The following is a 24,919-nucleotide window of genomic DNA, read 5'->3' as shown; positions in this document are numbered from 1 at the left end:
CCCCTCGCGGCTGCTATTCATGCCGCCGATGACCGGCAGGGCCCGCGGCAGAAGACCAAAAGACCAATGACTTCAATCACCACCGTCGGCGTCGACGCCGACGACACCCTCTGGCACTGCGAGAGCAAGTTCCGGCTTTCGCATGCGCGGTTCCTGGACCTGCTGTCCGACCACGGCGATCCTGAGAAGATCGAGAGCCAGCTGCTGGCCGTCGAGAAGCGCAACCTGCGGGTCTATGGCTACGGGGCCAAGGGCTTCACCCTGTCGATGATCGAGACGGCGCTGGAGGTCACCGACGGCGCGGTCGACACCCGCGTGATCCGCGAGATCCTGGCCGTGGGCCGCGAGATGCTGACCGAGCCGATCGAGCCGCTGCCCGGCGTCGAGAAGGCGCTGTCGGACCTGTCGGATCGCTACCGCCTGATCCTGATCACCAAGGGTGATTTGCTGCACCAGGAGCAGAAGCTGGCCTCGTCGGGCCTGGGCGACTTCTTCGTGGCCGTCGAGATCGTGTCCGAGAAGGACGCGGGGACCTATCGCCGGGTGTTCGAGCGTTACGGCACCGGGGCCGAGCAGGCGGTGATGGCGGGCAACTCGATGAAGTCCGACATCCTGCCGGCGCTGGAGGCGGGCTGCTGGAGCGCCTTGATCCCGTATCCGCTGGTCTGGTCGCACGAGGCCGCCGACGCGCCTGTGGGGCATGAGCGGTATGTCGAGCTGGGCAGCATCAGCGAGCTGCCGGCGTGGGTGGACACCCTGAAGGGCTAGGGCTTGCCCAGCTTCGCCACCCAGTCGCGCGCCGGGCGTTCGAAGCCGATCAGCGACAGGTAGGCGATCGGGAACAGCGCCACGATCCAGAAGAGGCACCACAGCCGCATCGCGTCGCCATTGAGATGCCACATGCCGAAGCCGACCCAGTTCAGGGCGATCTTCAGCGCGATCGGGTGCAGCAGGTAGAGGCTGAAGGACAGCTGCGCCCACGGGGCCATGGCCTTGCTGACGCCGGCTTGCACGCCGGCCGCATCGGCCGCCACGCCGGCCAGGCCGAGGGCGTAGACCACCAAGAGCAGCGACGTGCGCGACGCGCCCATCCCCGAGGCGACCAGGAACGCCGCCAGCAGGCCCCACATCACGAAGCGGGCGTAGGGCAGCTTGGCGAGCTGGTCCCGCAGCTGGAACGCCAGCATGCCCAGCATGAAGCCCGGCACGGCGCGGGCGACGCCGAAGTTGTAGGTCCACTGCGAGAAGGTCTCGCCGGTGCGGGAGATCCACAGCAGCAGGGCCAGGCTGCCGATCGCCGTGGCGGCGGTGGCCCACGCGCCTCGGGCGGTGATCCAGAACAGCGCGGGCAGGGCGATGTACAGCCCCATCTCGGCGCTGATCGCCCAGCTGACGAAGTTCCAGGTCTGGGCCTTGCAGGTCCCCCAGGCGTGGATGAACAGGATGTTCTGCGGGATGCAGGCCACGTCGTAGCGCGACGGGTCCCGCTCGTTCAGCACCCCCGCCCAGCCGAGCGCCGCGATGACGACGAACACCAGCATCGTCGCCCAGTGCAGCGGCCCCAGCCGCGCCACGCGCTTCTGCAGGAAGTCGCGGTACTTGGCGGCGGTGGTCAGCCGGCCGGTATAGATCGCGGCCATCACGTAGCCGGAGATCAGGAAGAACAGGTCCACGATCAGGCTGAAGCTCTTGATCGTGTCGTCGGCCAGCTGCCAGCGGCCGTCCAGGTTGATGAACCGGTTGAAGTGGAACACCACGATCATCACCGCGCCCACGATCCGCAGGGCGTCCAGGTGCAGCATCTGGTCGGAGTCGGGCTTCAGGGCAGGCAGGCGCATGGGCAAGCTGTGCCACGATCCAGATCCTCCCCCAAGGGGGGAGGTGGCCGAAGGCCGGAGGGGGAACTTGTCCTGGCCCCGGTTTCTTCCCCCTCCGTCGGCTGCGCCGACACCTCCCCCGCTAGGGGGAGGATCTTGAGTCTAAGCGGCCACCCGCCATGCCCCTGGCGTCCGCCCTGTCAGCGCCTTGACGTCCCGCGTCATGTGCGCCTGGTCGGTGAAGCCGACGTCCGCCGCGATGGCCGCCAGGGCTTCGGCCGTCCCAGTGATCATCCCCCAGGCCCGCCGCGCCCGGGCCTCGACGCGGTAGCGGGCCGGGCCGACGCCGTAGGTCTGGCGAAACCACCGGAAGGCGGTCTCGCGGGTGACGCCGTGCTCGCGGGCCCAGGCCTCGACGCCGAGGTCGGGCAGGTCGGACAGGGCGGCGGCCATCAGGTCCGGCGCGTCGTCCAGGGCCGCGCGGCCGGGGGTCCAAGTGTCGGTCAGGAACGCGGTGGCGGCCAGCGGATCGCGCTCGGCCAGGCGGACCAGGGTGTCGGGATCGGCGATCCGGGCGGCGGCGAAGGTCGGCACGGCCGTCAGCGGCAGGTTCAGCACCACGGCGGGGCGGCCCGCGCGCCGGTGCGTTGGATTCCAGTGGGCGCTGAAGGGCGCGTGGACCAGGACGTCGCCGGCTTCGACCCGCCAGCGGCCGCGTTCGCCGGCCTCCTCATAGTCGCCTTCCAGCACCACGGCCGCATAGGGCGTGGTGTGCAGGTGACGCGGAATGGGATCGGGCGAGAGGGTGTGCCGGAGCGGGGGATGCATTGGGCGAACGTAGTGCGCCGAAAGCCTCGCGCCAGTTAAACCGACGTCATGGAGAGCCTTAGATCGCCACCCGCTTGGCGATGGCGCTGCGTCGCGCCTTAGTCTCCTGCTGCGCCCGCTGCACCGCCTCGGTCTCGGTCGCATGCAGCAGGTGGTCGATCACCCGCTCCAGGTGGTCGCGCATCGCCTGCCGGGCCGCCGCCGGATCGCGGGCCTTCAGGGCGTCCACGACGCGCCGGTGCTCGACGATCCGCGGCTCCAGGCCCATGCCGCGCGCGCGGGTCAGGATGTTCCGCGCCAGGGGCGAGCGGTTGCGCCAGTCCCACAGGTTCTCGATCGTGGCGATGATCGCGCCGTTGCCGGTGGCGCGGGCGATGATCATGTGGAAGTCGCGGTCGGCGTCCTCGCCCCGGATCTCTTCCTCGACATGCATGCGCTCAAGCAGGCCTTCCAGCGCCTGGATCTGTTCGTCGCTGATCGAGGTGGCGGCCAGGGCGGCGGCCTCGCCCTCGAACAGGCGGCGGGCCTCGATCAGCTCGAAGGCGCCGATCTCGAAGTCGATGTCGGCGCTGGGCGCGGCGGGGCGGACATTGCCGGTGACGTAGATGCCCAGGCCATGGCGGGCCTCGATCATGCCCAGCATTTCCAGGGCGATCATGGCTTCGCGGAGGGTCGGGCGCGAGACCCCGAACTGTTCGGCCAGTTCACGCTCGGTCGGCAGGCGGTCGCCCAGCTTGTACTGCCCCGACTCGATGGCGTCGGCAACGGAGTCGGCGATCTTGCGGTAGAGCTTGACGTTGTCTGACATGGTCGGCGGGAGCTCAAGAGACGCGTGGCTGTCGTCGGAATCCGTGATTCACTAACACGGAGACCGGCCCAATTTGTCCTACTTTCTCACGCCCCTCACCGAATGGTCAGATCACCAGTCGTGCATCGAGCCGTCCAGGCGACGCGCGACCGGCAAATAGGCGCGTTGGTAGGGATATTTGGCGGCCAGCTCCTCGTCGATATCGACGCCCAGGCCCGGCGCCTCGCCCGGGTGCAGCATGCCGTCCTTGAAGGTGTAGGCGTGCGGGAAGACCGCGTCGGTCTCGGGCGTGTGGCGCATGTATTCCTGGATGCCGAAGTTGGGGATCGACAGGTCGAAATGCAGGGCCGCGCCCATGCAGACCGGCGAGAGATCCGTGGCCCCATGGCAGCCGGTGCGCACGTGATAGAGGTCGGCGAAGCTGGCCAGCTTCTTCAGGTGGGTGATGCCGCCCGCATGCACGACCGTGGCGCGGATGTAGTCGATCAGCTGTTCCTCGATCAGCTGCTTGCAGTCCCAGACCGAGTTGAAGATCTCGCCCACGGCCAGCGGCGTCGTGGTGTGCTGGCGGATGATGCGGAAGCTGGTCTGGTTCTCGGCCGGGGTGGCGTCCTCCATCCAGAACAGGCGGTAGGGCTCGAGATCCTTGCCCAGGCGCGCGGCCTCGATGGGGGTCAGGCGGTGGTGCACGTCGTGCAGCAGGTGGACGTCGTCGCCCAGCGCCGCGCGGGCCGCCTCGAACAGGGCCGGGGCGCTGCGCAGGTAACGCTCGGTCGACCAGACGGTCTCCTTGGGCAGGTCGCTGTCGGCCGGCTCGTAGAAGAAGCGGTCCTTGGAGACGCCATAGGCGCCCTTCATGCCGGGCACGCCGGTCTGCAGGCGGATGGCCTTGTAGCCCTGGGCTGCATAGTGCTGGGCGTTGTCGATCGTCTCCTCGATCGTCTCGCCATTGGCGTGGCCATAGACCATGACCCCCGTGCGGCAGGCGCCGCCCAGGAGTTGATAGACGGGCAGGCCGGCGATCTTGCCCTTGATGTCCCACAGCGCCGTGTCGACCGCGGCGATGGCGGCCATGGTCACCGGGCCACGGCGCCAATAGGCCCCGCGATACAGAAATTGCCAGATGTCCTCGATCTGGTGGGCGTCGCGGCCGATCAGGCAGGGGATGACGTGCTGGGTCAGATAGGCCTCGACCGCCAGCTCGCGCCCGTTCAGCGTGGCGTCGCCGATGCCGTAGACGCCTTCGTCGGTCACGATCTTCAGGGTGACGAAGTTACGCCCCGGACACGTGACGATGGTCTTGGCGGCGATGATCTTGGGCATTGAGGACGCTTTGCTTGAACCTGCGGGCGGGCCGGAAAGATCGAGGGCGCGCCATAAGTCGAGGCGAGCGACGTCCATCTTCCTCCCTGCCTATCGGTTTACCGCTACCATGAGGGTTGTCAACCCGGTGGTCTGACCACTAGTCTTAGGTGTCCCGACCTTTGACGGCGCTGTCAAATAGCATTGTTCGGTGACGCCTGTGTCAGGTCCCCGGATGAGGGACCATGGGAGTGAAGTCATGCGTCTGATCGCCTTTGCCGCCGCCCTGTTGCTGCTGGCGACCCCCGCCGCGCGGGCCGAGGACGGTTATGACCTGTGGCTGCGCTACAAGCCGGTCGAGGCCGGGGCGAAGGCGCCGTACGCCACCCACGCCGCCGCCATCGCGCCGGTGGCCAACTCTCCCACCCTGAAGGTCGCCCGCGCCGAGCTGGAGCGCGGCATCACGGGCCTGGTCGGCAAGCCCGCCAGCGCCGCCGCCGGCTCGCGCGACGGGCTGATCCAGCTGACCGTGGCGCCGCAGAAGGACCTGGGCGACGAGGGCTACCGCATTCGCACCACGGCGGTGAACGGCAAGAAGACCACGGTCATCGCCGCCAGCCGCGACATCGGCGTACTGTACGGCGTGTTCCGCTACCTGGAACTGATCCAGACCCGCCAGCCGGTGGAGACCCTCGACATCGCCTCTTCGCCCAAGGTGAAGCTGCGGATGCTGAACCATTGGGACAACCTGAACCGCACGGTCGAGCGCGGCTATGCGGGCCAGTCGATCTTCGACTGGTGGCGACTGCCCGGCCATGTCGATCCGCGCATGGTCGACTACGCCCGCGCCAACGCCTCGCTGGGCATCAACGGGACGGTGCTGAACAACGTCAACGCCAAGGCTGACAGCCTGACGCCGGCCTATATCGCCAAGGCCGCCGCCCTGGCCGATACCTTCCGGCCCTACGGCATCCGGGTGTATCTCTCGGCCCGCTGGTCGGCCCCGGTCGAGCTGGGCGGCCTCAAGACCGCCGACCCGCTGGACCCGGCCGTCGCCGCCTTCTGGAAGGCGAAAGCGGACGAAATCTACAAGGCCATTCCCGACTTCGGCGGTTTCCTGGTGAAGGCCAATTCCGAAGGCCAGCCCGGCCCGCAGGACTATGGCCGCACCCATGTCGACGGGGCCAACATGCTGGCCGACGCGGTCGGTAACCGCGGCGTCGTGATCTGGCGCGCCTTCGTCTATTCGCACGAGCAGCCCGACGACCGCGCCAAGCAGGGCTACAACGAGTTCAAGCCGTTCGACGGCCAGTTCCGCGACAACGTGGTCATCCAGGTCAAGAACGGCGCGATCGACTTCCAGCCGCGCGAGCCGTTCCACCCGCTGTTCGGGGCCATGCCCAAGAGCAACCTCGGCATGGAGTTCCAGATCACCAAGGAATATCTCGGGTTCTCGACCCACCTCGTCTATCTCGGCCCGATGTACGAGGAGACGCTGCGCGCCGACACGATGGCCAAAGGCAAGGGCTCGACCGTGGCCAAGGTGGTCGACGGCCAGCTGGACGGTCGCAAGCTGACGGTGATGGCGGGGGTGGCCAATATCGGCTCGGACCGTAACTGGAGCGGCTCGCAGTTCGACCAGGCCAACTGGTATGTCTTCGGCCGCCTGGCCTGGGATCCGGAAGCCTCGACGCGCGACATCGCGACCGACTGGGCGAAGATGACCTTCAGCAACGACCCGCGCTTCGTCAAACCGGTGGTCGACATGATGATGGGTTCGCGCGAGGCGACGGTGGACTACATGACCCCGCTGGGCCTGCACCACCAGATGGGCCGCAGCCACCACTACGGCCCGGGGCCGTGGGTCGCCGGCGGCGAGCGCGCCGACTGGACCAGCGTTTACTACGCCAAGGCAGGACCGGATGGGGTTGGCTTCGATCGCACGCCGACGGGTAGCAACGCGACAGCCCAGTATGCGCCGGCGGTGGGCGCGTGTTTCGCGGACCTCAAGTGCGTGGATGAGAAGGACCTGCTGTGGTTCCACCACCTGGGCTGGGATTACCGGCTGAAGTCGGGCGACACGCTGTGGGATGGCTTGGTGAAGCGGTACGGCCAGGGCGTGAAGTATGTCGACGGGATGGAAACGACCTGGGCCGGGGTGGCGCCGTATGTCGATCCGCAACGTCACGCGGAGGTGGCGGACTACCTGAAGATCCAGCGCGACGAAGCGCAGTGGTGGCGCGACGCGTCGGTGGCTTGGTTCGGGAGCTTCTCCAAGCGTCCACTGCCGGCCGGAGAGAAGGCCCCGCCGAAGAGCTTAGAGGAATACGAAGCCATGAAGTTCCCCTACGCGCCAGGGATTTAGAGCTCGAAGATCCTCCCCCTAGCGGGGGAGGTGGCGCGAAGCGCCGGAGGGGGAAGAGGCCGGGCCAGGACAAACTCCCCCTCCGTCGTCGCTACGCGCCGACACCTCCCCCGCTAGGGGGAGGATCGGGGAGCACTGGCGGTAAAGCCGGACTCGTGCGTCGATCCCCTGACTCACCACGCTCGGGGCTCCGCATGAAACTCCTCACCGCCACGGCCCTCGCCGCGCTGTTCGCCACGGCCGCCGTCGCCGCCCCGCTCAACGTCCCCGTCGCCAAGAAGGCCATCGACGCGCAGCTGGACCGCGACTACCCGGCGCTGGACGCCCTCTACAAGGACATCCACGCCCATCCGGAGCTGGGCTACCAGGAGGTCGAGACCGCCAAGAAGCTGGCCGCCCAGATGCGCGCGCTGGGCTTCACGGTGACCGAAGGCGTCGGCAAGACCGGCGTGGTGGCGGTGCTCAAGAATGGCGACGGCCCTAAAATCCTGATCCGCACCGAGCTGGACGCCCTGCCGATGCAGGAGAAGACCGGTCTGCCCTATGCCAGCCAGGCCCAGGCGACCTGGAACGGCGAGACGGTCTATGTCGCCCACTCGTGCGGCCACGACATCCACATGGCCGCCTGGATCGGGACCGCCCGCCAACTGGTCGCCATGAAGGCCAAGTGGAAAGGCACGCTGGTCTTCGTCGCCCAGCCGTCCGAGGAGACGGTCAGCGGCGCGCGGGCCATGCTGGCCGACGGGCTGTGGGACAAGATCGGCGGCAAGCCGGACTACGGTTTCGCCCTGCACGTCGGCGGGGGCGCGGCTGGCGAGGTCTATTACAAGCCCGGCGTCCTGACCTCGACCTCGGACGGCATCGACCTTACCTTCCTGGGGCGCGGCGGCCACGGCTCGATGCCCAGCGCCACGATCGACCCGATCCTGATGGCCAGCCGCTTCGTCGTCGACGTGCAGAGCGTGGTGAGCCGCGAGAAGGACCCCAGCCAGTTCGGCGTGGTCACCATCGGCTCGATCCAGGCGGGCAGCGCCGGCAACATCATCCCCGACCGCGCCCGGCTGCGCGGCACGATCCGCACCCAGGACGCCCTGGTGCGCGACAGGATCCTGGACGGCGTGCAGCGCACCGCCAAGGCCGTCGCCGCCATGGCCGGCGCGCCCGAGCCGGAGCTGAAGCTGACCCCCGGCGGCAAGATGGTGGTCAACGACGCCGCCCTGACCGAACGCACGGCGGTGGTGTTCAAGGCCGCCTTCGGGGCCGGCGCGGTGGCGCAGGACAAGCCCGGCTCGGCGTCGGAGGACTATTCGGAGTTTGTGCTGGCCGGCGTGCCGTCGGTCTATTTCGGCCTGGGCGGCTACAGCCCCGAGACGATGCTGAAGGCCAAGGCGGACGGCAAGCCGCTGCCGGTCAACCACTCGCCCTTCTTCGCCCCGGATCCGGAGCCGACCATCCGCACGGGCGTCGAGGCCATGACCCTGGCGGTGCTGAACGTGGTCAGCCGCTAGAGGCCCAGCAGCTTCCGCACCACCAGCTCCAACGCCCCCGCCGTCACCGGCCGGCCGGTGGCGTGGTTGTTCATGGCCAGGCCGCTGAGCACGTCGATGACCAGGTCCGGATCGGTGTCGGGCGCGATCTCCCCCCGCGCCATGGCTCGCTCGACGACGGCGCGGTTGTGGGCGCGGCGGCGGGGGAAGACGTCCTGGTGCCAGGCGACCAGCTCGGGCCGCACGCGGGCCTCGGCGATCATGAAGCTCATGCACGAGCCCATCACCGGGTCGTTGTACAGTCGCAGCATGGTCTGGCCCATGATCACCAGGTCGGTGACCACGTCGCCGGTGTCGGGCGGGCTCTCGAAGCGGAAGGCCTCGTCGAAGGCCTCGGCCACCGCGTCGATCGGGTTGGCCCAGCGGCGGTAGAAGGTGGCGCGCGGCGCGCCGGCGCGTTCGCAGATGCGGTCCAGGGTGAGGCCCGAGAAGCCGCGTTCGGCGAGGACTTCCAGCGCGGCGCGCTTCAGCCGCCGCTCGACCTCCGGGTCGCGCGGCCGGCCGGGGCCGCGTCTCTTGGGGGCAGGGGCGTCAGTCATTGGACGAGCATAGGGGAGGAGCGCCCCCTCCGTCACGATGCGTATCCGCATCGCGCCACCTCCCCCGTTTCACAGGGGAGGAGCAACGCTTTCCTCCCCCGTGAAACGGGGGAGGTGGCCCGGAGGGCCGGAGGGGGCGCTAAGCCTCCGCCATCGCGTCGCAGTTCTCCGCGATAAACTCCATATGCCCGGGCATCACCTCGGCGGACTTGGCGATCACCGACTTGATCTCGTCCATCCGCGCCCGGAACAACCCCTCGTCCATCGGATCGGCCATCGGGTCCCAGCTCTCGGGCATGATCCCCTGGCCGATGAACACCGCGAACCACGAGGTGTCGTTGAACAGCTCCTCGTTCTCGCGGAACACCCGGCCCGAGCCGCGGAACAGGTCGATCTTGTCGGCCAGATAGTCCGGGATCGGCATCTCGCGCAGATAGTCCCAGTACGGCGTGTCGTTCCGCGTCGTGGCCTTGAAGTGGAGAATGAGAAAGTCCCGGATCTTCTCGTACTCGAAGGTCATGGTGCGGTTGTAGCGGTCGATGTCGGCCTGGAAGAACCGGCGGTCGGGGAAGTGGGCCATCAGGCGCGAAATGCCGACCTGGATCAGGTGGATCGACTGGCTCTCCAGCGGCTCCATGAAGCCGGCCGACAGGCCGATGGCGACGACGTTCTTGTCCCAGCTCTTCTTGCGACGGCCGGCGGTGAAACGCAGGAAGTTCGGATCCGCCAGGGGCTCGCCGTCCAGGTTCGAAAGCAGGTCGGCCAGGGCCTTGTCGTCGCTGACATGGGCGCTGGAATAGGCGTAGCCGTTGCCTAGCCGGTGCTGCAGCGGGATGCGCCACTGCCAGCCATGCGGCCGGGCCGTCGCCCGCGTCACCGGGGCCAGCGAGCCGCCCAGCGTACACGGCATGGCCACGGCGCGGTCGTTCAGCAGCCAGTGGCTCCAGTCCTCGTAGCCGGCCTTCAGGGTCTGCTCGATCAGCAGGGCGCGGAAGCCCGAGCAGTCGATGAACAGGTCACCTTCGATGACGGCGCCGCTCTCCAGGGTGACCGACGCAACGTAGCCGCTCTCGCCGTCCTGCTGGACGCTGGCGATCTTGCCCTCCTGGCGCACGACCCCGCGCGCCTCGGCATACTCCCGCAGGAACTTGGCGTAGAGCCCGGCGTCGAACTGGAAGGCATAGGCGATCTGGCCCAGCGGCGAGTTGGCCTGGCCGTTGGGACGCATGAACTTGCTCTGCCGCGAGGCCACGGTCTGCAGGCTGTAGTCGCCAAGGTCCGGCGCGACGCCCATGGCGTGGGCCTTCAGCCAGTAGGCGTGGAACGACACCCCCTCCATGTCGACGCCATAGGGGCCGAACGGGTGATGGTAGCTGTGGCCGATTTCCTTCCAGTCGACGAAGTCGATGCCCAGCTTGAAAGTCGCCTTGGTCTTCTTGACGAACTCGTTCTCGTCCAGCCCCAGCATGCGGTTGAAGATGTTGATCTGCGGGATCGTGGACTCGCCCACGCCCACCGTGCCGATGGCCTCTGACTCGACCAGGGTGACCTGGGTATAGCCGTCCTTGAGGAAGCGGCCCAGGGCGGCGGCGGTCATCCAGCCGGCGGTGCCGCCGCCGACGATGACGACACGGCGCAGGCGGTGGTTCTGGGTCATTTCGCAAATTCCGGGGCCGCGCAGTAGCGGGCGATGAAGGCTTCGTGGGTGGGCATGGCCTCGGCGGTCCGGCGGATCAGGCCGCCGAGCCGCTCCATCTGGCCCTGGACGAAGGCGCGATCGTACTGGTCGACCAGCGGGTCATGGCGCTGCGGCGTCACCCCCTGGCCCAGCAGGACGGCGATCCAGCTGGCCTCGGCGAACAGATCGTAGTCCGACTGGAACAGGCGCCCGGAACTGCGGAAAAGCTCGATCTTGCGCTGCAGGTCCGCCGGGATCTCCATCTCGCGCAGCTGCTTCCAGTAGGGTTCGTCGCGCTGGTTGGCGTGGAAGTGCAGGATGATGAAGTCGCGGATCAGCTCGACCTGCAAGATGGTCAGGCGGTTGTACTCGGCGATCTCGACGGGGTTGAAGCCCTTGTCCGGGAACAGGGCCAAGAGCTTGGTGATCCCGGCCTGGATCATGTGGATGCTGGTGCTCTCCAGCGGCTCCAGGAAGCCCGACGACAGGCCGATGGCCACGACGTTCTTGTTCCAGATCTGCTTGCGGCGGCCAGCCCGGAACTTGATGAAGTTCGGCTCGGCCAGCGCCTCGCCGTCCAGGGTGGCGCGCAGGCGGGCCAGCGCGTCCTCGTCGCTGATATGCCGGCTGGAATAGACGTAGCCGTTGCCGATGCGGTGCTGCAGCGGGATGCGCCAGCGCCAGCCGGCCGTGTCCGCCGTGGCGCGGGTATAGGGCGTGAGGCCATCGCCGCCGGTCGCGCAGGGCAGGGCCACGGCGCGGTCGTTGGGCAGCCAGTGGCCCCAGTCCTCGAAGCCGGTCTGCAGGGTCTGCTCGATCAGCAGGCCGCGGAAGCCGGTGCAGTCGACGAACAGGTCCGCCTCCAGCACCTGGCCGCCTTCCAGGGTGACGCCGGTGACGAAGCCGGTCTCGCTGTCCTGGCCGACGCTGGCGACCTTGCCCTCCACGCGGGTGACGCCGCGCTTTTCCGCGTAACCCCGCAGGTACTTGGCATAGAGGCTGGCGTCGAAATGGAAGGCGTACTTCAGCGCCGACATCACCTGGCCGGGATCCTTGGACGGCAGGGCGAACTTGCCGAGGTTCACGGCGGTGGCCGGCAGGTTGTAGTCGTCGATCGGCTGGGCCCAGCCTTCGTGCAGGCTCCGCAGCCAGAACTGGTGGAACTTCAGCGCCTCGATATCCAGGCCGAAATTGCCGAACGGATGCTGGTAGCGGTGGCCCTTGTGCTTCCAGTCGACGAACTCGATGGCCAGCTTGAAGCTGCCCTTGGTGGCCCGCATGAACTCGGCTTCGTCGATGCCGAGGATCTGGTTGAAGGTGGTGATCGGCGGGATCGTCGCCTCGCCCACGCCGACCGTGGCGATGGCGTCGGACTCGACGAGGGTGACCTCGACGCCTTTGGCATCCAGCACCTTTGAGAGCGCCGCCGCCGTCATCCAGCCGGCGGTGCCGCCGCCGACGATCAGGACCTTGCGGATGGGGTTGGTCATGGAGTCACCGAGAGAAACTTGTTGAGGCCGTAGGCCCCCACCTGACCTGCTGCGCAGGTCTTCCGCCCCCGGAGGGGGCAGAAGGTTCGCGCACTTCCTTCTTCCCCCTCCGGGGGAGGAGCGCGAAGCGCGGAGGGGGCAAGCCGGACGAGATTAAGCACGCGGCATCTCCTCCGCCGTCCGTTCGATCACCGCTCTCATCCGCCCCAGCATCTCCCGCGTCTGCCCAAGCGGCACGCGCTCGACCAGCGGGTCCCACCGCTTCGGCGTCACGCCCCGCGCCAGCATCGCATGCACCCAAGCCCCGTCCGGCCAGGTCTCCTCGTCGTAGCTCACCACGCGGCCCCGGCTCTCGAACTGGGCGATCTTCCAGGCCAGCTCTTCCGGAGGGGTCGAAAGATCCCCCCACCGCAGGATCGCCATGTCCCGCGCTCGCTCGACGGCCAGGGCGGTCAGGCGGTTGAACTCCGCCACCGCCGCCGGACCGGTCGGCAGCAGGGCGGCCAGGCGCGAGACCGTCGTCTGCAGCAGGTGCAGGTCACCGCCGTCGGCCGCGCCGATCGAGGCCAGCGCGCCGCCGACCGCCACGACATTGCCGGTCACCGCCTGCGCCCGGCGGCCAGCCTTCAGCGGCGCGTCGTGGGCGAAGGTCGCGACCAGGCCTTCCGAGCCCGTGAGGCGCGCGCCGGTCGGGAGCCAGGCGCTCCAGTCGCCCCCATCGCCGAACTCGCCGGAGGCGTCGACCACCAGGTCGGCGTCAGGGCGGTGGTCGACCAGCGTGGCGCCGGCCTTCAACGCCACGGCCTTCAGCGTCTCCGCATACTCGGCCGCGTCCAGCAGCAGGCCATGGTCCAGCGTCGACAGCGGCGATCTCGGATCCTGGCTCCGCATCGCGAAGCGGCCCCGCGCCGCCGCCTGCGCCGACAGGCTCCAGGCCTCCAGCGGCGCGCCGTCGCCGGCCCGCAGCCAGTAGTGATGGAAGGGCAGCCCCTCCAGCGCCGCGCCGGTGTCGCCGAACGGCTCGACGCTCGCGCCGTGTCGCAGGCCCAGCAGCGGCGTCCCGACCTGGATCCCCAGGCGCTCGTGCAGGCCGTGCAGGGCTGGCAGACCCACCAGCGGCCCCGACGCCGGCGGCGCGGTCTCGTTCACGGCGATCTGCGCAGCGCTTCGGCTGGCGGTCGCCAGCACGGCGGCGGTCAGCCAGGCGTCGACGCCGCTTCCGACGATCAGGATCTTCATGCCCGGGTCCTCCCCTCGACGAAGGCGCGCAGGAAGTCCTCGTGCGCCGGCATGGCCTGGACCGTGCGGGCGACGGCGGCCTTGGTCTCGGCCAGCACCTGGGCGGAGCGGCCCGGGTCGATCGCCTCGACCATCGGGTCATAGCCGCCCGGCATGATGTTCTGGCCCAGATAGACGGCCACCCACGAGGGCTCCTTGAAGAAGCCGTCCTTGTAGCTGGCCACCACGCCGCGCTCGCGCCACAGGTCCATCTTCCAGGCCAGGCTGTCGGGGATGGGCTTGTCGCGGCGGTCGCGCCAGAACTCGGAATCGCCCCGCTGGTTGGCGTGATAGTGCAGCACCAGGAAGTCGCGGATCCGCTCGAACTCCAGGTCCATGACGCGGTTGTACTCGTCCTGGTCGGCCTGCTCGCAGCCCCGGTGCGGGAAGAGCTCCAGCAGGGTGGTGATGGCCACTTGGATCAGGTGGATCGAGGTGCTCTCCAGCGGCTCCAGGAAGCCCGAGGACAGACCGACGGCCACCACGTTCTTCAGCCACTGCTTCTTGCGCCGGCCGGTCACGAACCGCAGGAAGCGCGGGTCGGCCTGGGCCTTGCCGTCCAGTTTTTCCAGCAGGACGCGGGCGGCCTCGTCGTCGGCGATGAAGCCCGAGCAATAGACATAGCCGTTGCCCACCCGGTGCTGCAGCGGGATGCGCCAGCGCCAGCCGGCCGCATCGGCGCTGGCGCGGGTCAGGGGCTTGGCGGGCTCGATAGACTCGCAGGGGACGGCGACAGCGCGGTCGCAGGGCAGCCATGGCGTCCAGTCGTCATAGCCGGCCTTCAGCGCGCCCTCGATCAGCAGGCCCCGGAAGCCCGAGCAGTCGACGAAGAGGTCGCCCTCGATGGTCTGACCACTCTCCAGGGTGATCCCGGTGACGAAGCCGTCCTCGGCCCGCTGCTGGACGCTGGTGACCTTGCCCTCGGTGCGCACCACGCCCCGAGCCTCGGAATATTCGCGCAGGTACTGGGCGTAGAGCGCCGCGTCGAACTGGTAGGCGTAGTTGAAGGTCGAGCCCAGCGACCGCAGGTCCGAGGCGGGCGGGACGAACTTGCCCGCGAAGCCGGCCATGATCGGCAGGCTGTAGGCTTCGATCGGATCGACCTGGCCTTGGCCCTGTGCGGCCAAGTGTCGCGCGCGCAGCCAGTGCTGGTGGAACGGCACGCCGCCGACCGGATGGCCGTACGCCCCGAAAGGATGGATGTAGGTCTCGCCCGCGCGGCCCCAGTCGCGGAACTCGATGCCCAGTTTGTAGGTGGCCTGGGTCCTGCGCATGAAGTCGGCCTCGTCCAGGCCCAGGCGCGCGTTGTAGTGGCGGATGTGCGGGACCGTGGCCTCGCCGACGCCGACCGTGCCGATCTCGGCCGACTCGATGAGGGCGATCTCGACGGGGAGGCCCTTCAGCATGGCCGACAGGCCTGCGGCGGTCATCCAGCCGGCGGTGCCGCCGCCGACGATGACGATCTTGCGGATCGCTTCGGTCATTAATGCCCCTCCCCGAGCATGCGTCCCCATTGTCGTGACCGGGAGACGAACATCAAATTGACAACGCTGTCTCACGTTGTCATCTTTCTTATCAAGCCGGACGTCGAGATCCGGTTCGTCGTGGCCAGACCACGAATGGGGGAGGACACCAGGTCGGAACTAGAGGCTGCAGGACCGCGGGCGACCGCGATGCCTCTACTCAGAATGGTACCGTTCCCATTTGTAGGGCTACCCGAACCGGGCTCGTGTGACAACGGCTTGACGAGCAGTGGTCTGTCATGTGATCTGACAACAATGGTCACGGTAACATGACCGATGGTAGCGCTACCTTGCTGCCATAACGAACAAAAGGGGAGGTGGACTAATGGGCACGGCCAACAGGCCGTCCGCGGAACGCGGACGCAATTCGATTTCCAACAATCTGAAGTACGGCGCCTCGGTGCTGGTTCTGGGCGCGCTGATGATCGGCGCCCCGGCCCTGGCGCAGGACAAGAAGGATTCCGAGACGGTCGACGAAGTCGTCGTCACCAGCATCCGTCAGAGCCTGAAGAGCAGCCAGCAGCTGAAGCAGTCGTCCGACATCATCGGCGACTCGATCACCGCCGAAGACATCGGCGCCCTGCCGGACCGCTCGGTCACCGAAGCGCTGTCGCGCGTGCCGGGCGTGTCGATCAACCGCTTCGCCGCCGGCGTCGACCCCGACCACTTCTCGGTCGAAGGCTCGGGCGTGGTCGTTCGCGGCCTGAACTTCGTGCGTTCGGAACTGAACGGCCGTGACACCTTCACCGCCAACAACGGCCGTATCCTCAGCTTCGCCGACGTTCCTTCGGAACTGATGGGCGGCGTGGACGTGTTCAAGAGCCCCTCGGCCGACCTGATCGAAGGCGGCATCTCGGGCACCGTGAACCTGCGCACCCGTCTGCCGTTCGACGCCAAGGGCGAGGTTCTGTCTCTGTCGGGTGAAGTCACCTACGGCGACATGATCAAGAAGTACCGCCCGTCGATCACCGGCCTGTACAGCAACCGCTGGGACACCAGCATCGGTGAAGTCGGCCTGCTGGTCTCCTACGTGAACTCGCGTCTGGCCAGCCGCAGCAACGCCATCCAGGTCTCGAACTTCGGCTGCCGCACGAACCTCGGCCAAGCCGTCTCGGATTGCGGCAATGGCACGAAAGGCCTGTGGTTCCCGCGCGGCGCCGCGTTCCGCTCGACCGACACCGACCGCAAGCGTGAAGGCCGCGCCTTCGCCGCCCAGTGGAAGAGCACCGACGGCACGATGTCGGCCGCGTTCCAGTACCTGCGCTCGAAGGCTGTCGCCAACTGGACCGAGCACGCGATCGAAATCGCCACCGACAACGTCACCAGCAACGGTGACTCGCGTCCGGCCGCCGGCACCACCTTCACCTTCGACGACGAGGGCGTCTTCACCAGCGGCGTGATCACCGGCACCACCGGCTGGCGCGCCGACCAGCAGGGCAGCGATCCGCGCACGCCGATCGACGGCCTGCAGTCGAACAACGTCCGCCGCGACGAGACCCAGACGACGATCACGTCGGACTATGGCTTCAACTTCAAGTGGACCCCGAACGAACACTGGGGGATCCTGTTCGACGCCCAGCACGTGGACTCGTCGGTCGACGCGGTCAGCATGGGCATCTGGGGTTCGACCTTCCAGAACGCCGCGATCAAGCTGAACGGCAACGACCTGCCGAACGTCAGCTTCCTGCCGCCGTCGAACGGCACGTCGATCTCGAACTGCGCGCCGTTCAACGCCAACTGCACGTCCTACATGCGCGCGCCGCATGACAACTTCAGCGACCCGTACAACAACTTCTGGCGCTCGGCGATGGACCACATCGAGCAGTCGGAAGGCACCGAAGACGCCGTCAAGCTGGACGTCGAATACAAGTTCAACGACGACACCTGGTTCGACTCGGTGAAGGCCGGCGTGCGTTGGTCGGAACGTGACCAGACCACCCGCTTCTCGACCTACAACTGGGGCGTCCTGTCCGAAATCTGGGGCAGCGGCGGTCCGGTCTGGATGGACGACCCGATCAACGGCAACCCCAACACCGCGGGCGGCTTCAACAGCACCTCGCAGGTCGAGACCTACGCGTTCGACAACTTCCTGCGTGGCAAGATGGCCTCGCCGACGGCCGGCCAGCCGCGTCTGTTCTACACGAACAACACGGTCGACAATTACGCCGACCTGTCGAAGTTCGCCCTGTCGATCGGCGACGAGTGGCGCGACCGCCTGGCCGGCGGCTGCCCGCAGAACTGGGTCCCGCTGGCGATGCGATGCAACGTCAAGGCCGGCACGCCCTTCCTGCCGCAGGAAATCAATCCTGTGAACGAGAAGACCCAGTCGGCCTACATCATGACGCGCTTCAAGGGCGACATCGGCGAGGCTCGCGTCAGCGGCAACATCGGTCTGCGCTACACCAAGACCGACCGCATCGCCGACGGCTTCACGGCGTTCCCGAACGCCACGGGCCTGGCCACCGAAGCCGACTGCGCCGCCGTTCCGGCCGGTCAGACGCCGTCGCCGTTCTGTCAGCTGACGCCGGCGGTCCGTGCGCAGGCTCGCGCCTGGGCCAACGGGGCGGTGACGCCGAACACGGCCAAGTCGTCGTTCGACTACTGGCTGCCCAGCCTGAACGTGAAGGTCGTCATGCCGCACGGTCTGCAGTATCGCTTTGGCCTGTCCAAGACGATCACGCCGCCCGACATCGGCCTGACCCGCAACTACTACAACCTGGCCATCAACACGAACGCCGACGGCATCACCGGCGGCCGCCCCTCGGGCAACGTGACGGTGGGCAATCCGTACCTGAAGCCCACCCAATCGAAGAACATCGACGCCTCGGTCGAGTGGTACTTCGCGCCGGTCGGCTCGCTGACGGTCGCGGCCTTCTGGAAGCAGCTGACGGACGTCAACTTCAACTCGACCACCCGCATGCCGTTCACCAACAACGGCGCCACGTTCGACGTGCTGATCACTCAGCCCGGCAACGCGAGCAAGAAGTCGACGGTCAAGGGCTTCGAGGTCGGCTACCAGCAGTTCTACGACTTCCTGCCCAAGCCGTTCGACAAGCTGGGCGTCAACGCCAACTACAGCTACATCGACAGCTCGGGCGTGCCGCAAAGCACGCTGTCGGCGACCGACCCCGACGTGGCCGCCGGCCGCATCACCACGGTCGACACCAGCAAGCTGCCGCTGCAGGGCCTGTCCAAGCACAACGCCAACTTCGCGGTGGTCTATGAGACCAGCAAGATCTCGGCGCGCCTGGCCTACAACTGGCGTTCGGACTTCCTGCTGACCGTCCGCGACGTGATCGTGCCCTACGCGCCGATCATGAACGAGGCCACCGGCCAGCTGGACGGTTCGATCTTCTACAATGTGACCCCGAAGATGAAGGTTGGGATCCAGGGCGTGAACCTGACCAACGAGACGACCCGGACTACGCAGATCCTGAACAACGAACTGCTGAAGACCGGTCGTTCGTGGTTCATGGCCGACCGCCGCTACACGCTGGTCGTTCGCGCCAGCTTCTAGGTTCCGCGGCTTGCCGGTTCGGGGCCTTTGCCCCCGGACCGGCGGCTCGGATGGATGGGTTCGGCTCGCCTCTGCTCTCTCGAGGCGGCCGACCCGGTTACTCCTGCCAACTGTTTCGGCGCGCATCGTTCCAAAAAGACGGTGCGCGCTTTTTTCTGGGAGCCTGACGCATGAGCCTCTCTCGTCGAGACATCCTCGCCCTGGGCGCGGCCGCGACCTTCGCCGGCCCGGCCTTCGCGGAAGAGACCTCGCTGCGCGACCTGGCCAAGGCCAAGGGCGTCTATTTCGGCAGCGCCGTCGGCGCGGGCCCCAAGGGTGCGATCACCGGCTCGTTCGAGGATCCCAAGTACCGCGAGATCCTGGCCCGCGAGTGCGGCGTGCTGGTGCCCGAGAACGAGTTGAAGTGGTACGTGATCCGGGCCCGCGGCGCGCAGGCCTTCGACTTCGAGCGCGCCGACCGCATCGCCGAATTCGCCAAGGCCAACGGCCAGGCCCTGCGCGGTCACACCCTGCTGTGGCACCACCCGCAGTGGTTCCCCGACTGGACCAAGACCTACGACTTCGGCGCGCGCCCGGCCGAGGCCGCCGCCAAGATGGTCACCGAACACATCCAGGCCCTGTGCGGCCGGTATCCGCAGATGATCTCGTGGGACGTGGTCAACGAGACCGTCGATCCCAAGGACGGCTCGATCCGCTCGACCTTCCTGTCCGACGCCATGGGCAAGGAGCAGGTGCTGGACCTGTCCTTCCAGGTCGCCCGCCAGGCCGCGCCCAAGGCCCGCCTCGTCTACAATGACTATATGAGCCAGGAAGTCGGCAACGAGCAGCACCGCTATGGCGTGCTCAAGCTGCTGGAAGGCTTCAAGAAACGCGGCACGCCCGTCGACGCCCTGGGCATCCAGAGCCACATCGGAGCCGAGAACGCCGACAGCTTCTCAGGGTTCGGCAAGCCGCAGACCCAGGAATGGACGGCGTTCCTGAACGACGTCACCGGCATGGGCTACGACCTGCTGGTCACCGAGTTCGACGTCCACGACAAGGGCCTGCCGGCGGCCTTCGGGCCTCGCGACGCCGAGGTCGCGGCCTATGCCAAGGCGTTCCTCGACCAGATGCTGAGCTACAAGCAGACCAAGGAGGTCCTGGCCTGGGGCATGGTCGACAAGTACTCGTGGCTGCAGAACCAGTGGTACCGCCAGGACAAGCTGCCCAAGCGGCCGACGCTGTACGATGATGACTATAAGCCCAAGCCGCTGCGAGAGGCGGTTGCTGCGGCGTTCCGGGCGGCGCCTTCCCGATAACAAAACTCCGCTCATCCCCGCGAAAGCGGGGATCCAAGCGGTGCTTGGGGAAGAGCGCGGTGCGAAGTCACGAACTCGGCTTGGGTCCCCGCTTTCGCGGGGATGAGCGGTGAGAGGGGATGCGTATGATGAGATTGACCCTGGCCTTGGCCCTGATGGCCACCGCCGCTCAAGCCGCCCCCAACACCGCCCAGTTCACCAACTTCGTCTACAGCGGCTCCGACCCGTCGGACGCCGTCAAAGCCGCCCCCGGTCAATACCGCAACCCGATCGTCCAGGGCTTCTACCCCGACCCGTCGGTCACCCGCGTGGGCGCCGACTACTACCTGGTCAACTCGACCTTCGCCTGGTTCCCGGGCCTGCCGGTGCACCACTCTACCGACCTCGTCCACTGGGAGCAGATCGGCAACGCCCTGGACCGTCCCGGCATGCTGGACTTCAAGCGGCTGGGCCTGTCGCGGGCGGTGTTCGCGCCGGCCATCACCCATCACGACGGGCTGTTCTACATCCTCAACACCTGCGTCGACTGCGGCGGCAACTTCCTGATCACCGCCAAGGACCCCAAGGGGCCGTGGTCGGACCCGGTGTGGTTGCCGGAGGTGGGCGGCATCGACGCCTCGTTGTTCTTCGACGATGACGCCAAGGGTGGGGGGCGCGCCTGGATCGTCAACAACGACAACCCGCCCGGACCGGCCGAGTACCAGGGCCACCGCGCCATCTGGATCCAGGAATACGACCCCAAGACCCAGAAGACGATCGGCCCCCGCAGCGTGCTGCTGGACAAGGGCGTCGACCCTTCGACCAAGCCGATCTGGCCCGAGGGGCCGCATATCCTCAAAAAGGACGGCTGGTATTACCTGGTCGCCGCCGAGGGCGGTACGGCCGAAGGGCACAGCCAGGTGGTGCTGCGGAGCAAGGCGGCCACCGGGCCTTACATTCCGTACAAAGACAATCCGATCCTGACCCAGCGCGGCCTGCCCAAGGACCGCCCGCTGCCGATCACCTCGGCCGGTCACGCCGACATCGTCGACGCCCCCGACGGCTCGTGGTGGGCGACCTTCTTAGCTGTACGTCCTTATGGCGATGATGCGTACAACACCGGCCGCGAGACCTTCCTGCTGCCGGTCGAGTGGAAGGACGGCTGGCCGGTGATCTTGCCGGCGGGCGAGACCATTCCGTATGTGAAGACGGCGCCGAAGCTGCCGGCGTTGAAGGCGCCGAGAACGTCGGGTCCGTTCCGGGCGGCCGAGATGTTCGCGGGTCCCGAACTGCCTAAGAGTTGGATGACCATGCGTATCCCGACCTCGCGCTGGTGGTCGGTGAAGGGCGGCATCCTGAGCCTGGAGGCGAGGACGGCCAAGATCGGCGACAACGACCAGCCGTCCGTCTGGGCGCGGCGCCAGCAGCACATGAACGCGACGGTGACGACGACGGTGCGCTTCGAGCCCAAGGCCGATGGCGACAAGGCCGGGTTGGTGGCGGTGCAGAACGACGACTTCTACTGGTTTGTCGGCCTGGTGCGGGATGGCGGCAAGACGCTGGTCCGGGTCGAGAAGCGGGCCGGGAAGGGCGATCCGGTCGACAGTGTGGTTGTGGCGGAAAAGCCGGTTTCCCTCAAATCCGGCGAGGGCCTGAATTTGAAGATCGTGGCGCGGGGTGGGGCTCTGGACTTCGCCTGGGGCACGGCGCCGGGGACGTGGGAGACGCTGACGGCGGGAGCTGACGGGACCACGCTGAGCACCAAGGTCGCCGGGGGCTTCGTCGGGACGATGCTGGGCGTTTACGCGCATGGCGCGGAGGACTGAAGCGCCCCCTCCGTCACGGCGCGTATCCGCGCCGCGCCACCTCCCCCGTTTCACGGGTGAGGAGGAAGCTTCTCCTCCCTTGCGAAGCGGGGGAGGTGGATCGCTGCGGATACGCAGCGAGACGGAGGGGGCGCTCCCTCCTTCAACGGTACTTGTAGAGCTTCACCCGCTGCACCCCGAACTCCGTCGGCGGCAGCCGCACGTGCCGGCCCTGGTGCGTCTGGTCGCCGTTCAGCCAGCGCCCATCGACCCACTTCCCGTCCTGGAAGCTGAGCTCCCGCACGGTCTCCAAGCCCACACTCGCCCCTTCGGCCGCGAAGGTGATCGTGATCCCCCGACCCGCCACGATGAACTCATCCGGCCCGGTCTGGATCACCAATCCGCCATGGCTGGCGTAGTCCTGCTTGTCCTTCGGCGTCCATGGATCGACCACCGTCACCGTGAAATCCCAGCCCCCGAAGCTCACCTTCCGAGGCGTCAGGTCCACGGTCGCGTCATAGGCCACCGGCGCACGGAAGCCGCGCATGGTCTTGCCGCCGTCGTGGGTGGTGATCAGCGGCGTCAGCTGGTCCAGCAGGCGGTAGGCGTCGCCCAGGGTCTTCACCCCCTCGGGCGGCAGGTGCTCGATCGAGAAGGGCGAAAAGCCGATCGCGTCGTGCTCGCCGATCGCCCAGAAGGCGTTGCCGGGGGCGGGCGTCTTGCCGGCCTGGTCGGCCTCGGGGATGAACAGCGGCTGGTCGGCCCGGTCGTAGGGCGGCATCCACTTGGTGAAGTCGGCGAAGTAGATGTCGGGCGAGAGCATGTCCAAGGACGGCGCCGCCGCGCGCCACAGGTCGATCAGGTGCGGCAGCGGCCCGGCGCTGGGATAGCCGCCGGGAACCGTGTTGGGCCGGGGCAGGGCGGCGTTGATGTACATCGGCAGCGCATAGGCCTTCTTGCCGGCCGCCGTGACGGTCTCGACATAGCGCCCGAAGGTCCAGGCCTGCCACAGCTCGTCGGTCGCCGCCGAGGCGCCGAACACTTCTTCCCAGGTCCCGGTCTTCTTGGCCCCCGTCGCCTTCAGCACCGCCGCCGGCACGGGCTTCTTGAAGTCGTCCTCGGCGGCTTTGGAATGGTCGCGGGCCTGCGGCAGCATGCCGATCTCGTTCTCGACCTGGACCATCAGCACTGTGCGCTGCTCGCCGTCGACCGCCTTAAGGTGGGCCATCATCGCGGCATAGGCCTTGGCGTCGGCGTTGCGGGTGGCGGGGTACGACGCGCTGAGGATCTCGACGGCTTTCCCCTCGGCCGTGCGGGCCAGCGGGAAGCGGACCTGGTCGCGCTTCACCCAGGCCGGGGTGTAGGTCGACATGCTGTTCTTCCACGCTCCGAACCACAGCAGGACGAGCCGCATGTCGTTCGCGCGCGCCTGGGCGATCATGCCGTCCAGCACGGTGAAGTCGAACTTGCCCTCGACCGGCTCCAGCTGCTCCCAGGTCACGGGCGCGAGCACGGTGTTGAGGTTCGCCGCCTTCAGCACCGCCCAGTGGCCCGACAGCTCCTTGAGGTCCGAGCTGCTCGAATTGCCCAGCTCGCCGCCCAGGATCAGGAACGGCTTGCCGCCGACCAGCAGCCGATGCGCGCCGTCCTGGCGGGCGATGCGGGGCAGCTCTTCGGCGTGCGCGGGAACGGTGGCGAGGCCCAGGGTCAGGGCGGCGCCCACGGTGATAAGAATGTTTCGCATGGCAGAGGTCAGATGACGTCATGACACTTGTAAGATCAATGCTCAAAATCGCCGTGCTGGCGGGCTTTGTGACCGCTACCCCGGCGCTCGCCCAGTTCCCTCAGCGCGACGTCACCGCCGGCCAGGCCGAGCACGCGCGGATGCTGAAAAGCCTTGCCATCGACAAGCCCCTGCGCCCCGGCGTCGACGGCTACAACAAGACCGCGCCCAACGCCGTGAACTACGACGAGGCCAAGGCCGGGCCGTTCAGCCTGCTGCCCGACCCGCTGGCCTTCCCGGACGGTCGCCCGGTCCCCGATGCCGACGCCTGGTGGAAGGCCCGCCGGCCACAACTGGTCGAACTGTTCGAGCGTGAGGAGCACGGCCGCGTGCCGAAAAACGCGCCGAAAATCACCTGGACGGTGGTCAAGGAAACCAAGGCTGTCCGGGCCGGCGTGCCGGTGGTCGAGAAGCGGCTGGCCGGCGTCGCCGATAACCGCAAGGCGCCGTCGATCAGCGTCAGCCTCGACCTGCTGGTCGTCACCCCCGAGGGCAAGACCGGCGTCCCGCTGATCCTGGAGCTGGGCTTCCCTGATGGCGCGCCGTGGATGCGCGGCCGCCCGGCCCCGCCCGGACGGGACTGGAAGGACCTGGTGATCGCCCGCGGCTGGGGCTACGCCATCCTCGATCCGACCAGCGTCCAGGCCGACGATCCTGGCAAGCTCTCGCAAGGCATCATCGGCCTCGCCAATCGCGGTCAGCCCCGCAAGCCCGACGACTGGGGCGCCCTGCGCGCCTGGGCCTGGGGCGTCAGCCGGGTGATCGACTACGCCGAAACCAACCCCGCCATCGACGCCAAGCGCATCGGGCTGGAGGGCCTGTCGCGCTACGGCAAGGCCGCGCTGGTCGCCATGGCCTACGAGCCGCGCCTGGCCGTGGGCCTGGTCGCCTCGTCTGGCGAAGGCGGCGCCAAGCTGCATCGGCGCAAGCGCGGCGAGCAGCTCGAGAACCTGGCCGCCGAAGGCCAGCACCACTGGATGGCGGGGAACTTCCTCAAATACGCCGGCCCGCTGACCGTCGACGACCTGCCGGTCGACAGCCACGAGCTGATCACTCTGGTCGCCCCGCGCCCGCTGTTCATCAGCGTCGGCAATGACGAGGCCGACGCCTGGATCGACTCCCGCGGCATGTTCATGGCCGAGGTGGCGGCGGGACCAGTCTATCGCCTGCTGGGGAAGAAGGATCTGGGCGCGACGGTGTTCCCCGCGCCCTTGACCCTGATCGCCGACGGCGACCTGGCCTTCCGCCAGCACGAAGGCGGCCACACGCCGGGCCCGAACTGGCCGTTCTTCCTGGACTTCGCGGCGCGGTACTTCGAGGCGGGGAAGGGGAAGTAAACCCCCAATCATGGGGGTGTCCCCG

The 24,919-nt window shown here is 67.8% G+C and carries 16 protein-coding genes and 2 pseudogenes; 8 read left to right on the top strand and 10 right to left on the bottom strand.

From position 1 onward, the window contains the following. The first annotated feature begins 66 nt into the window (after positions 1–66). A complete protein-coding gene (locus AC1RR5_RS13880; protein ID WP_492922230.1) occupies positions 67–768 on the top strand; it encodes an HAD family hydrolase in 702 nt (233 codons plus the stop codon). On the opposite strand, the gene AC1RR5_RS13875 is transcribed toward AC1RR5_RS13880, so the two are convergent. The 4 genes from AC1RR5_RS13875 to manD form a co-directional block, all read right to left on the bottom strand. Then, positions 765–1,838, bottom strand: a complete 1,074-nt coding sequence (locus tag AC1RR5_RS13875) for an acyltransferase family protein (RefSeq protein ID WP_492922229.1) — start codon at positions 1,836–1,838, stop codon at positions 765–767. The two genes, AC1RR5_RS13880 and AC1RR5_RS13875, sit on opposite strands and share 4 nt — an antisense overlap. A 141-nt stretch (positions 1,839–1,979) precedes the next feature. Beyond that, positions 1,980–2,645 carry a helix-turn-helix domain-containing protein gene (locus tag AC1RR5_RS13870; protein WP_492922228.1) on the bottom strand — a complete coding sequence of 222 codons (666 nt, stop codon included), beginning with the start codon at positions 2,643–2,645 and terminating at the stop codon, positions 1,980–1,982. 58 nt (positions 2,646–2,703) lie between these two features. Beyond that, the gene (locus tag AC1RR5_RS13865; RefSeq protein ID WP_492922227.1) at positions 2,704–3,453 is read right to left on the bottom strand and encodes a FadR/GntR family transcriptional regulator; all 750 of its coding nucleotides are present in this window, start codon (positions 3,451–3,453) and stop codon (positions 2,704–2,706) included. A gap of 111 nt (positions 3,454–3,564) precedes the next feature. Further along, complete coding sequence (gene manD, locus AC1RR5_RS13860; RefSeq protein WP_492922226.1) at positions 3,565–4,776, bottom strand: D-mannonate dehydratase ManD; 1,212 nt, start codon at positions 4,774–4,776, stop codon at positions 3,565–3,567. A gap of 238 nt (positions 4,777–5,014) precedes the next feature. Here manD and AC1RR5_RS13855 point away from each other — a divergent pair, with 238 nt between their 5' ends. Next, positions 5,015–7,120: an alpha-glucuronidase family glycosyl hydrolase gene (locus AC1RR5_RS13855; protein ID WP_492922225.1), complete on the top strand. Its 2,106-nt coding sequence runs from the start codon at positions 5,015–5,017 to the stop codon at positions 7,118–7,120. A 194-nt stretch (positions 7,121–7,314) separates the two neighbouring features. Beyond that, positions 7,315–8,628 carry an amidohydrolase gene (locus AC1RR5_RS13850; protein ID WP_492922224.1) on the top strand — a complete coding sequence of 438 codons (1,314 nt, stop codon included), beginning with the start codon at positions 7,315–7,317 and terminating at the stop codon, positions 8,626–8,628. Here the strand turns inward: AC1RR5_RS13850 and AC1RR5_RS13845 are convergent. From AC1RR5_RS13845 to AC1RR5_RS13825, 5 genes are all read right to left on the bottom strand, one after another. Next, entirely contained in the window at positions 8,625–9,206 is a 582-nt protein-coding gene (locus AC1RR5_RS13845) for a TetR/AcrR family transcriptional regulator (RefSeq protein ID WP_492922223.1), read from the bottom strand. The two genes, AC1RR5_RS13850 and AC1RR5_RS13845, sit on opposite strands and share 4 nt — an antisense overlap. 139 nt (positions 9,207–9,345) lie before the next feature. Then, a complete protein-coding gene (locus tag AC1RR5_RS13840) occupies positions 9,346–10,863 on the bottom strand; it encodes a tryptophan halogenase family protein (protein WP_492922222.1) in 1,518 nt (505 codons plus the stop codon). Beyond that, positions 10,860–12,374, bottom strand: coding sequence for a tryptophan halogenase family protein (locus AC1RR5_RS13835; protein ID WP_492922221.1), 1,515 nt, complete (start codon positions 12,372–12,374; stop codon positions 10,860–10,862). The genes AC1RR5_RS13840 and AC1RR5_RS13835 overlap by 4 nt, the downstream gene beginning before the upstream one ends. Before the next feature lie 153 nt (positions 12,375–12,527). Further along, positions 12,528–13,613 (bottom strand): tryptophan 7-halogenase, encoded by a 1,086-nt coding sequence (locus AC1RR5_RS13830; RefSeq protein WP_492922220.1) that lies wholly within the window; start codon positions 13,611–13,613, stop codon positions 12,528–12,530. Continuing rightward, entirely contained in the window at positions 13,610–15,136 is a 1,527-nt protein-coding gene (locus tag AC1RR5_RS13825) for a tryptophan halogenase family protein (RefSeq protein WP_492922219.1), read from the bottom strand. The genes AC1RR5_RS13830 and AC1RR5_RS13825 overlap by 4 nt, the downstream gene beginning before the upstream one ends. Before the next feature lie 364 nt (positions 15,137–15,500). On the opposite strand from AC1RR5_RS13825, the gene AC1RR5_RS13820 reads away from it, so the two are divergent. The 4 genes and pseudogenes from AC1RR5_RS13820 to AC1RR5_RS13805 form a co-directional block, all read left to right on the top strand. After that, on the top strand, positions 15,501–18,692 hold the full coding sequence (locus AC1RR5_RS13820; RefSeq protein WP_492922218.1) for a TonB-dependent receptor: 3,192 nt from the start codon (positions 15,501–15,503) through the stop codon (positions 18,690–18,692). A gap of 170 nt (positions 18,693–18,862) precedes the next feature. Further along, complete coding sequence (locus AC1RR5_RS13815; RefSeq protein WP_492922217.1) at positions 18,863–19,990, top strand: glycoside hydrolase family 10 protein; 1,128 nt, start codon at positions 18,863–18,865, stop codon at positions 19,988–19,990. A gap of 119 nt (positions 19,991–20,109) precedes the next feature. Then, entirely contained in the window at positions 20,110–21,795 is a 1,686-nt protein-coding gene (locus AC1RR5_RS13810; RefSeq protein ID WP_492922216.1) for a glycoside hydrolase family 43 protein, read from the top strand. After that, positions 21,795–21,869 (top strand): annotated as a pseudogene (locus AC1RR5_RS13805) (hypothetical protein); the annotation flags it as partial. The gene AC1RR5_RS13810 and the pseudogene AC1RR5_RS13805, both read left to right, overlap by 1 nt. A 68-nt stretch (positions 21,870–21,937) precedes the next feature. Here the strand turns inward: AC1RR5_RS13805 and AC1RR5_RS13800 are convergent. Next, positions 21,938–23,540, bottom strand: a pseudogene (locus AC1RR5_RS13800) (GH35 family beta-galactosidase). Positions 23,541–23,556: 16 nt separating this feature from the next. Here AC1RR5_RS13800 and AC1RR5_RS13795 point away from each other — a divergent pair. Beyond that, positions 23,557–24,894, top strand: a complete 1,338-nt coding sequence (locus AC1RR5_RS13795) for an alpha/beta hydrolase family protein (RefSeq protein ID WP_492922215.1) — start codon at positions 23,557–23,559, stop codon at positions 24,892–24,894. Positions 24,895–24,919 lie beyond the last annotated feature (25 nt).

It is taken from the genome of Caulobacter sp. GW821-FHT11E11, assembly GCF_058808315.1.
This window is presented reverse-complemented; position numbering and strand designations above follow the sequence as displayed.

Coding starts and splice junctions, on each gene's coding strand:
- AC1RR5_RS13850 (WP_492922224.1), top strand. CDS start 7,315: ATGAAACTCCTCACCGCCACGGCCCTCGCCGCGCTGTTCGCCACGGCC.
- AC1RR5_RS13825 (WP_492922219.1), bottom strand. CDS start 15,136: ATGACCGAAGCGATCCGCAAGATCGTCATCGTCGGCGGCGGCACCGCC.
- AC1RR5_RS13815 (WP_492922217.1), top strand. CDS start 18,863: ATGAGCCTCTCTCGTCGAGACATCCTCGCCCTGGGCGCGGCCGCGACC.
- AC1RR5_RS13875 (WP_492922229.1), bottom strand. CDS start 1,838: ATGCGCCTGCCTGCCCTGAAGCCCGACTCCGACCAGATGCTGCACCTG.
- AC1RR5_RS13830 (WP_492922220.1), bottom strand. CDS start 13,613: ATGAAGATCCTGATCGTCGGAAGCGGCGTCGACGCCTGGCTGACCGCC.
- AC1RR5_RS13810 (WP_492922216.1), top strand. CDS start 20,110: ATGCGTATGATGAGATTGACCCTGGCCTTGGCCCTGATGGCCACCGCC.
- AC1RR5_RS13820 (WP_492922218.1), top strand. CDS start 15,501: ATGGGCACGGCCAACAGGCCGTCCGCGGAACGCGGACGCAATTCGATT.
- manD (WP_492922226.1), bottom strand. CDS start 4,776: ATGCCCAAGATCATCGCCGCCAAGACCATCGTCACGTGTCCGGGGCGT.
- AC1RR5_RS13870 (WP_492922228.1), bottom strand. CDS start 2,645: ATGCATCCCCCGCTCCGGCACACCCTCTCGCCCGATCCCATTCCGCGT.
- AC1RR5_RS13880 (WP_492922230.1), top strand. CDS start 67: ATGACTTCAATCACCACCGTCGGCGTCGACGCCGACGACACCCTCTGG.
- AC1RR5_RS13855 (WP_492922225.1), top strand. CDS start 5,015: ATGCGTCTGATCGCCTTTGCCGCCGCCCTGTTGCTGCTGGCGACCCCC.
- AC1RR5_RS13845 (WP_492922223.1), bottom strand. CDS start 9,206: ATGACTGACGCCCCTGCCCCCAAGAGACGCGGCCCCGGCCGGCCGCGC.
- AC1RR5_RS13795 (WP_492922215.1), top strand. CDS start 23,557: ATGCTCAAAATCGCCGTGCTGGCGGGCTTTGTGACCGCTACCCCGGCG.
- AC1RR5_RS13840 (WP_492922222.1), bottom strand. CDS start 10,863: ATGACCCAGAACCACCGCCTGCGCCGTGTCGTCATCGTCGGCGGCGGC.
- AC1RR5_RS13835 (WP_492922221.1), bottom strand. CDS start 12,374: ATGACCAACCCCATCCGCAAGGTCCTGATCGTCGGCGGCGGCACCGCC.
- AC1RR5_RS13865 (WP_492922227.1), bottom strand. CDS start 3,453: ATGTCAGACAACGTCAAGCTCTACCGCAAGATCGCCGACTCCGTTGCC.